10 protein-coding genes and 1 other annotated feature are annotated in these 8,422 nt (G+C 35.4%); all 10 genes read left to right on the top strand.

The window, feature by feature from the left end:
* Positions 1–260: 260 nt before the first annotated feature.
* The 10 genes from ABS911_RS13085 to ABS911_RS13040 all read left to right on the top strand — a co-directional run bounded on the left by ABS911_RS13085 (position 261) and on the right by ABS911_RS13040 (position 8,274).
* Entirely contained in the window at positions 261–461 is a 201-nt protein-coding gene (locus ABS911_RS13085; protein ID WP_013710477.1) for a cold-shock protein, read from the top strand.
* A gap of 359 nt (positions 462–820) precedes the next feature.
* A complete protein-coding gene (locus tag ABS911_RS13080; RefSeq protein ID WP_350467923.1) occupies positions 821–1,834 on the top strand; it encodes a rod shape-determining protein in 1,014 nt (337 codons plus the stop codon).
* 145 nt (positions 1,835–1,979) lie between these two features.
* Entirely contained in the window at positions 1,980–2,831 is an 852-nt protein-coding gene (gene mreC, locus ABS911_RS13075; protein WP_350467922.1) for a rod shape-determining protein MreC, read from the top strand.
* Positions 2,832–3,353: a rod shape-determining protein MreD gene (gene mreD / locus ABS911_RS13070; RefSeq protein WP_350467921.1), complete on the top strand. Its 522-nt coding sequence runs from the start codon at positions 2,832–2,834 to the stop codon at positions 3,351–3,353.
* A gap of 42 nt (positions 3,354–3,395) precedes the next feature.
* The gene (locus tag ABS911_RS13065; protein ID WP_350467920.1) at positions 3,396–4,097 is read left to right on the top strand and encodes a septum site-determining protein MinC; all 702 of its coding nucleotides are present in this window, start codon (positions 3,396–3,398) and stop codon (positions 4,095–4,097) included.
* Positions 4,088–4,882 carry a septum site-determining protein MinD gene (gene minD / locus ABS911_RS13060; RefSeq protein ID WP_035022280.1) on the top strand — a complete coding sequence of 265 codons (795 nt, stop codon included), beginning with the start codon at positions 4,088–4,090 and terminating at the stop codon, positions 4,880–4,882. The genes ABS911_RS13065 and minD overlap by 10 nt, the downstream gene beginning before the upstream one ends.
* 24 nt (positions 4,883–4,906) lie before the next feature.
* Positions 4,907–5,161, top strand: a binding site (T-box leader).
* A 91-nt stretch (positions 5,162–5,252) separates the two neighbouring features.
* Positions 5,253–6,050, top strand: coding sequence for an amino acid ABC transporter substrate-binding protein (locus tag ABS911_RS13055; RefSeq protein ID WP_350467919.1), 798 nt, complete (start codon positions 5,253–5,255; stop codon positions 6,048–6,050).
* Between the two features lie 63 nt (positions 6,051–6,113).
* Entirely contained in the window at positions 6,114–6,917 is an 804-nt protein-coding gene (locus ABS911_RS13050; RefSeq protein ID WP_350467918.1) for an amino acid ABC transporter substrate-binding protein, read from the top strand.
* Between the two features lie 28 nt (positions 6,918–6,945).
* Positions 6,946–7,581 carry an amino acid ABC transporter permease gene (locus ABS911_RS13045; RefSeq protein ID WP_350467917.1) on the top strand — a complete coding sequence of 212 codons (636 nt, stop codon included), beginning with the start codon at positions 6,946–6,948 and terminating at the stop codon, positions 7,579–7,581.
* Between the two features lie 15 nt (positions 7,582–7,596).
* On the top strand, positions 7,597–8,274 hold the full coding sequence (locus ABS911_RS13040) for an amino acid ABC transporter ATP-binding protein (RefSeq protein ID WP_350467916.1): 678 nt from the start codon (positions 7,597–7,599) through the stop codon (positions 8,272–8,274).
* Positions 8,275–8,422: the final 148 nt, after the last annotated feature.

The raw sequence follows: 8,422 nt of genomic DNA, 5'->3' as shown, positions 1-8,422 counted from the left end.
GAAGGAAACCGTGGACCTCAAGCAGCAAACGTAAACAAAGCTTAATTTAAAATTAAAATTGTTTAAGAAGCTAGTCTTTGACTAGCTTCTTTTTTTGTATAAAAATACTAGTGTTTCTCTTGAATTTTTAATAAATGAATGCTACAATTACTGTAATGTTTTTGTTAGGGAGCACTTAGAATTGTTTTAATACAGTCTGATTCGTACCGTTAGCAAGAATATCATTATATGTGCTATAAGGCACGAGGAGGAATTTCATTATGGAACAAGGTACAGTAAAATGGTTTAACGCAGAAAAAGGTTTTGGATTTATCGAACGTGAAGGAGCAGACGATGTATTCGTACATTTCTCAGCTATCCAAGGCGAAGGATTCAAATCTTTAGAAGAAGGACAAGCAGTAACTTTCGACGTTGAAGAAGGAAACCGTGGACCTCAAGCAGCTAACGTAAACAAAGCGTAAGCACAACATTTAAATTTTTAAGAGCCTAGTGATTTTTCACTAGGCTTTTTTTTGTGAAGTAAAACCTCTAAATACGAGAATGTGCTTCTAAAAAGAACAGTAGTCTTGTTTCAAAGGACTATTTCATTTTGTTTACTTATATATGGAATTGCTTAAATTTGTGTTAAAATATAAAAAATACTGATGTCATAAGTAAAAAAATACAGTATGATGGTTTCGGTTAGAGCATTCTATTCTGTTTTTTGCTATACTGTTTAAGTGTCTACCTTTCAGTATTAAATAAAAGAGGTACAATTGCAATCAATCTGAAAAGAACTATAAATATTAAAGATCAGGTAGACTTGAGAGGATGAAATCATTTGTTTAGATTTGGAAATAAAGATATAGGAATTGATTTAGGTACTGCAAACACAAATGTATTTGTAGCTGGAAAAGGGATTGTCTTAAGAGAGCCTTCAGTAGTTGCAAAAGATACTGTAACAGGAGAAATTGTTGCAGTTGGAGAAGGTGCAAGAAATATGATTGGAAGAACACCAGGCACAATTATTGCTATTCGTCCTATGAAGAATGGCGTAATCGCGGATTACGATACGACAGCAGCTATGATGAAATATTATATCGAGAAAGCAATTGGAAAATCAACATCTAAACCATTTGTCATGATTTGTGTGCCAAGTGGGGTTACAGAAGTTGAAAAAAGAGCCGTTGTTGATGCTACCAGAATGGCAGGAGCAAAAGATGCTTTCATTATTGAAGAACCATTTGCAGCAGCGATTGGAGCCGGTTTGCCGGTGATGGATCCTACAGGAAGTATGGTAGTGGATATTGGTGGTGGAACCACAGATGTAGCTACGATCGCATTAGGAGGAATTGTTAGTAGCCGTTCTATTCGCTTGGCTGGAGATCGCATGGACGATGTTATCATTCATTATGTACGCAAAAAATTTAATTTGCTTATTGGTGAACGTACAGCTGAACAAATCAAAATTCAAATTGGTTGTGCTTCTGTTGAAAGAGCATCAGAGTATGGTGTTATGGACATTCGCGGCCGTGACTTGTTAACAGGGCTGCCACAAACGATAGAAATTTCAGCTGTTGATATTGCTGAAGCTATTCAAGAAGTCGTAGAAGGCATTATTGTGGCTGTTAGAGAAACTCTTGAAGAAACATCTCCTGAAATTTCAGCAGATGTCATTGATCATGGAATTGTTTTAACTGGTGGTGGAGCCTTATTGAAAAATATTGGTGATGTTATTGCAGAAGAAACAGACGTTCCAGTTTTCGTGGCAAATGAACCACTTGATTGTGTTGCACTCGGTACAGGAGAGTCGCTAAAACACATTGATATCTATAAAAAAAGAGCAAATAGATAAGCAAGCCTAAATAAGGTTGAAAAGGTGCGGGAAGTTTATTTTCTTCCCGCATATTTTCATGTAAAAAAAGAAACAAGTTAGGCAAGTTATTTAGGTTAACTTATGTTAAAATAAATGAAGCCTGTAAAATTAATGAGGTGATGTTTTGAATCAGTTCTTTTCAAATAAAAAACTAATCATTTTGTTAGTAAGTATGATTGTCTCTTTAGGTCTGATAGCCTTTTCAATTACAGGAAGTGGGAACATTCCTATCCTGCAACAACTTACTAATGATATTACTGCAGTTGTTTCTCGTATAGTAGCAAAACCGACGAATGCAGTTGTTGATTTTTTAGAATCAGTAGACCGTTTAAAAAATACGTATGAAGAAAATCAATTATTGAAATCAAAAATAGATAAACTGTATGAAACAGAAGTAGAAATTGCAGATTTAAAACAAAATAACGAAAAGCTTAAAGAACAGTTGGATTTAACAGCTACCTTATCGGATTATGAATCAATCAATGGAGCAGTAATTAGTCGAAATCCTGATAGTTGGGTTGATCAAATCGTTGTAGATAAAGGAAGCCAAAATGGTATTGAATTAGATATGTCCGTTATGTCAGGAAATGGTCTGATTGGACGTGTTGTAGAAGTCAATCCTACTAGTTCAAAAATTCAGTTAGTAACAACTTTAGATCAAAATAATAATCGAGTTGCAGCATCTGTCAGTACAGATGAGGGGGTTGTGCATGGGATTGTGAATGGATATGATCCTGAAACCAATCGATTGGTTATGAAACAAATTACAACGGATGCCGAATTAAAAGAAGGTGATCAAGTGATGACCTCTGGTTTAGGCGGAGTATCGCCTAGTGCGTTACTGATAGGAACGATTGAAGAAGTTAAATTAGATTCTTTTGGATTGTCACAAGAAGCCTACATTATTCCAGCATCAGATACGAATGATATTCGTTATGTAACCTTTATTAAACGATCCGCTGAAAGTGGTGAGTAAATGGCAGCGAATTGGAAAACAACTACATTAATCCCGCTAGTGATTACTTTTTTCTTTTTACTAGATGGACTATTGACTGCTATTTTTTCAGTGCAATTTCTTGAAGGTACAAAAACTATGACCCCAAGGTTGATCGTACTAGTGCTTATCTTAATGTCTTTTTATATTCCAAGAAGTAGAATGCTGGTTTATGGGGTTATTTTTGGTTTGATTTATGATAGTTATTATGTGGGAATACTAGGAGTATACATTCTTCTATTTCCTTTAATCATCTACTTAACAGAAAAACTAAAAAAAATTCTCAATCCTAATCCTGTTGTTATTGGTATGATGGTTATTATCAATCTAAGTTTAATAGAAACTTATCTTTATCTATTTTATCAAGTGCTAGGGTACACAACTATTAATTGGGCAACATTTTTGGCGGACCGGTTAGGGCCGACATTGCTCTTGAATTTAGTCTTGTTTATTATTGTATTTTATCCGTTAAAAAAGATAATTGAACATATCCAAGGAGAGTAACCGACATTAAGTATCAACATTTTGGCTGAGGGAGTTGTTAAAGTGAAACAAAGTGTGACGTTAAAAGGAACTAAAGGCAGCTTTGTGTTAAGCTTGGATGAAGCAGCTTCTTTTGTATCCATCATGAAAGAATTAAATGAATTACTTGAACATCTATATGGTGAACAAAAAAGGTCGAAAGAAGTTCAAAAAGATATTTATTTGGAGATAAAAACAGGAAACCGTCTATTATCTCAAGAACAACAAGAACTAGTGATTGAAGAAATCGAATCAAAAAGTACATTTCTAATTAAAAAAATCACATCTAATGTTGTAACCTATGAAAAAGCAATTGAATGGCAAGAGGCAGTAAGCCTTCAAATGGAAGTTCAAACGGTTAGAAGTGGGCAGGTTTTAACAGCACCAGGCAACCTTCTTTTTGTAGGTAAGGTCCATCCTGGTGGCATGCTTCGAGCTAATGGAAGCATCTTTATCATTGGAGAATTGATGGGGATCGCACATGCTGGATTTGAAGGAGATACAAATGCAGTGATTGTGGCGGATTTTCATACGGATGCTCAAGTTAGAATTGCAGACAGCATACAGATCATAGAGAAGAAAAATAATCATCAAGACAGTATTAGAAAAAATGAATTTGCCTATATCAATGATCTACATATTTTAGATTTTAATTCATTGGAACAATTAAGAAAAATGCGTCCAAATTTAGGTAAAGTGATTGGGGGATTAAACGAATGGGTATAGCAATCGTTATTACATCGGGAAAAGGCGGTGTAGGAAAAACAACTTCCACTGCAAATTTAGGTACCGCTCTTGCTCTTCAAGGGAAGAGAGTTTGTCTGATAGATATGGATATTGGGTTAAGAAATTTAGATGTTATTCTTGGTTTAGAAAATCGCATTATTTATGACATTGTTGATGTGGTAGAAGGCCGCACGAAATTACATCAAGCGATTATAAAAGATAAACGATTTAACGATAATTTGTATTTGCTTCCTGCAGCTCAAAATGCAGATAAAAATGACGTAAATGGTGAACAAATGATTGAAATCGTTTCTGAATTAAAAAAAGAATACGATTATATTTTAATTGATTGCCCCGCTGGAATTGAACAAGGTTTCCAAAATTCGATTGCAGCAGCTGATCAAGCGATCTTAGTGACAACCCCTGAAATCTCGGCTATTCGCGATGCAGATCGAATCATCGGACTTTTAGAGCAAACGGAACTTGAACCGCCTCGCTTAATCATAAATCGTATTCGTAAACGGATGATGCAAGATGGAGAAGTAATGGACATTGACGAAATCACTAGACATTTATCGATTGATTTATTAGGAATCGTTTTTGATGATGATGACGTTGTTCGCTCTTCTAATAAGGGAGATCCTATTGTTTTAAATCCAAAGAATCCTGCTTCTCAAGGGTATCGAAATATTGCTCGTCGAATTTTAGGCGAAACAGTACCTTTGATGACGTTGACAAAAGAAAAACCCACTTTATGGCAGAAATTATTTGGCAAGCGGAAATAAGTGTGCTATAGTATTAAAAAATGATTAAAAGCTTCGAAGAGAAAAAGTAAGTTTAGGAACTTTTTAGAGAGATTGCGGTGGTGAGAGCAATTAAGGAACTATACTGAAAACACATCTCTGAGCTGACAGTTGAACGTAGATGTTACTACAAGTAAATTGATTCGGGAGTACCCGTTATAGTACTAGTGTTTAGTAGTTTTGAACATGATGAGGCAGCTTTCTGTGAAGGAGTTGCGAATAAAGGTGGAACCACGATAAATGATATCAATCGTCCTTTGATTTTCTGATAATAGAAAATCAAAGGGCTTTTTTTGTTTTTAAGAACTGCAGCTTAAAAACAAATACAATAAAATTAAAAGGGGCGTTATACATGAAAAAGACACTAGCAACAATGATTTTAGGATTAGGATTTACAGCACTGGCAGCCGGATGTAGCACAAATGAAGCTAGGACAGATTCATATGATCAAATTATTGAAGAAGGTAAACTTATAGTAGGGTTAGATGACACTTTTGCTCCAATGGGTTTTCGTGATAGTAACGGAGAAATCGTAGGTTTTGATATTGATTTAGCAAATGAAGTTGGTGAAAGATTAGATGTAGTTGTTGAATTTCAACCGATAGATTGGGCTTTAAAAGAAACAGAATTGACTAATGGAAATATTGATTTGATATGGAATGGCTATACGATTACGGATGAAAGAAAGAAACAAGTTGATTTTAGTTCACCTTATTTAGAAAACAGCCAAATTATTATTGTATTGGAAGACAGCGAGATTCAAACAAAAGAAGATTTAAGCGGGAAAGTAGTCGCTGCGCAACAATCTTCAAGTGCAGTGGATGCCATCAATGCTGATGAGACAAATATTATTGAAGAATTTGCGGACGAAGAAGTTGTTTTATATCCTTCTAATAATGATGTGTTTAATGATTTAGCTTCAGAAAGAAGTGACGCTATTGTCGTGGATGAAACACTTGGTCGCTATTATATGAAGCAAAATGAAGACATTAGTTACCGTGTGTTAGAGGATAATTTTGGAGAAGAAGAATATGCTGTTGGTATGCGTAAAGAAGATGACAAACTAACAGAAGCTATCAATCAAGCTCTAGAAGAAATGAAAGCAGATGGAACATATGATGAAATATACGCTAAATGGTTCGCTGAGTAAAAAAAAGGGAACATGTTCTTTTGAAAGATACGTAAAGTACTATATAGCCTAGGGGGCAAAGAGATGAAGAAAATAAGCATAGTGATGAGTTTATGGATGTTCTCACTGTTTTTAGTGGCTTGTGGGAATACAGCTGACACAAGTACTGAAGAAGCTGAGGTGTTCTTAGGTGAACCTGGGGACACCTTGGTAGTAGGGTTAGATGATACATTTGTGCCAATGGGTTTTCGCGATAGTGAAGGTAACTTAGTGGGGCTAGACATTGATTTAGCAACAGAAGTAGCGAAGCGGCTTGAGTTGAACATTGAATTTCAACCTATCGATTGGGCAATGAAAGAAACCGAATTAAACTCTGGTAATATTGATGTGATTTGGAATGGCTACTCTATTACAGAAGAACGTAAAGAAAAAGTTGATTTCAGTATTCCTTATACTGGTGGAGGACAAATATTTGTGGTTTTGGCAAATAGCCCAATAGAAACTTGGGATGATTTAAAGGGAAAGACAGTAGCTGCACAACAATCTTCGAGCACAGTTGATTTATTAGCAAATCATGAAAGTGGCGTTATGGATACATTTGCAAATGGAGAGATCATTCAATATCCGTCATACAATGATGTCTTTAATGACTTAGACAGTAAGAGAAGCGAAGCCATCGCAGTCAGCGAAATATACGCTCGGTATACAATGAAACAAAAAGGTCTTGGGAAATACCGTGTTTTAGAGGAAAGCTTTGCTGAAGAGGATACTGCAGTGGGTGTTAGAAAGACAGATACTGAATTTTTAGAAAAATTGAATACTACCTTAACTGACATGGAGAAAGATGGAACATTGGGTGAAATTAAAAGTAAATGGATCACAGAATAAATTAAATAAGGAAAAGAGTGAATGAATAATGGACTTGATTGCTGAGATAACCCCTAATTTGTTAGATGGATTAAAAACAACCTTATTACTATTTTTAATTATTGTTATTGTAACCATTCCATTAGGATTTTTGATTGCTTGTATAAGAGTTTATGCTCCAAAATGGATATCTTGGATCATACAAGTTTATATTTATATTATGAGAGGAACCCCATTGTTGTTACAATTGATGGTTGTATTTTTCGGTTTGCCTCTTGTTGGAATAACCTTTGACCGTTTTTCAGCGGCCGTGTTCACCTTCACGATCAACTATGCAGCTTATTACGCAGAAATATTCCGTGGCGGTATCTTATCTATTCCAAAAGGTCAATTTGAAGCCATCAGAGTATTGGGTATTGGGAAAATAAATGGATTTAGAAAAATTATTATTCCACAAGTTATGCGTGTCGTACTGCCTTCAGTAGGAAATGAAGTGATTGCATTAGTTAAAGATACCTCTCTTATCTATATTTTAGGAATCGGCGAATTGTTACGTGCAGGGCAAATTGCAGCCAATACGTATGCTTCTTTAATTCCTTATGCAGCAGTTGGAGTGATCTATTTAGTAGTAACAGGGTTAGTAACTCTGCTATTAAATGCTATTGAGAAGAAGGCAAATTACTAAAGGAGATGGTTGGAAATGGGATTGAAAGCAACGAACCTAACGAAGCAGTTCAATGGAATAGATGTTTTAAGAAACTTTGATTTCACCATTGAAGCGGGAGAAATTGTGACGCTTGTTGGTAAATCAGGTACAGGAAAAACAACGTTAATGAGAGTCCTTAATCAACTTGAAAAAGCTGATAATGGAACAGTAGCAATCGATGAGAATTATTTGTGTCGTGAAACTTCGGAAAATAAAGCAGAGTACGTTTCAAAAAAAGAGCGAATGATCTACAATAACCAAATAGGTATGGTATTTCAAGACTATCAATTATTTCCGAACTTAACGGTCATGAAAAATTGTATTGAAGCTCCGTTAGATCAAAAATTGATGACAAAAGAGCAAGCGGTCGAAAAAGCTGAGCAACTTCTGACACAAATGGGGATCTTAGATAAAAAGGATGTTTATCCAAGTACATTATCAGGTGGACAACAACAACGTGCAGCAATTGCTCGGTCCATGATGCTCAACCCTAAAATTCTTTGTTTTGATGAACCAACTTCTGCCCTAGACCGAGATTCTTCAAACGAAGTCGGCAAAATGATTCAATCTATAGCTTTATCCGGTACAGGGATTCTAATCGTCACTCATGATATTGAGTTTGCTGAAACATTTGGGACAAGAGTTGTGTCTTCAGATGACTTTTTAAAGTGAAAAATTGAAAGTTAAAGCACAGTTGTTTTAGTATTTTTTTGGTTTAGACAAGTATTTATTGACGCAGGCAATACAATTTGGTATGATGTTAATGTTGTAAATGTGTAGCACCACAACTACAACCGCACTGGAATGAGTTTAAGTCCAT

Source organism: Carnobacterium sp., from assembly GCF_040274425.1.
Note: the sequence above shows the minus strand (reverse complement) of the source record. Positions and strands in the feature narration are given on the sequence as shown.

What these genes read in the sequence shown, in the direction of transcription:
- ABS911_RS13085 (WP_013710477.1), top strand. Translation starts at nt 261, where the DNA reads ATGGAACAAGGTACAGTAAAATGGTTTAACGCAGAAAAAGGTTTTGGA.
- mreD (WP_350467921.1), top strand. Translation starts at nt 2,832, where the DNA reads ATGGCAGCGAATTGGAAAACAACTACATTAATCCCGCTAGTGATTACT.
- minD (WP_035022280.1), top strand. Translation starts at nt 4,088, where the DNA reads ATGGGTATAGCAATCGTTATTACATCGGGAAAAGGCGGTGTAGGAAAA.
- ABS911_RS13055 (WP_350467919.1), top strand. Translation starts at nt 5,253, where the DNA reads ATGAAAAAGACACTAGCAACAATGATTTTAGGATTAGGATTTACAGCA.
- ABS911_RS13050 (WP_350467918.1), top strand. Translation starts at nt 6,114, where the DNA reads ATGAAGAAAATAAGCATAGTGATGAGTTTATGGATGTTCTCACTGTTT.
- ABS911_RS13045 (WP_350467917.1), top strand. Translation starts at nt 6,946, where the DNA reads ATGGACTTGATTGCTGAGATAACCCCTAATTTGTTAGATGGATTAAAA.
- ABS911_RS13040 (WP_350467916.1), top strand. Translation starts at nt 7,597, where the DNA reads ATGGGATTGAAAGCAACGAACCTAACGAAGCAGTTCAATGGAATAGAT.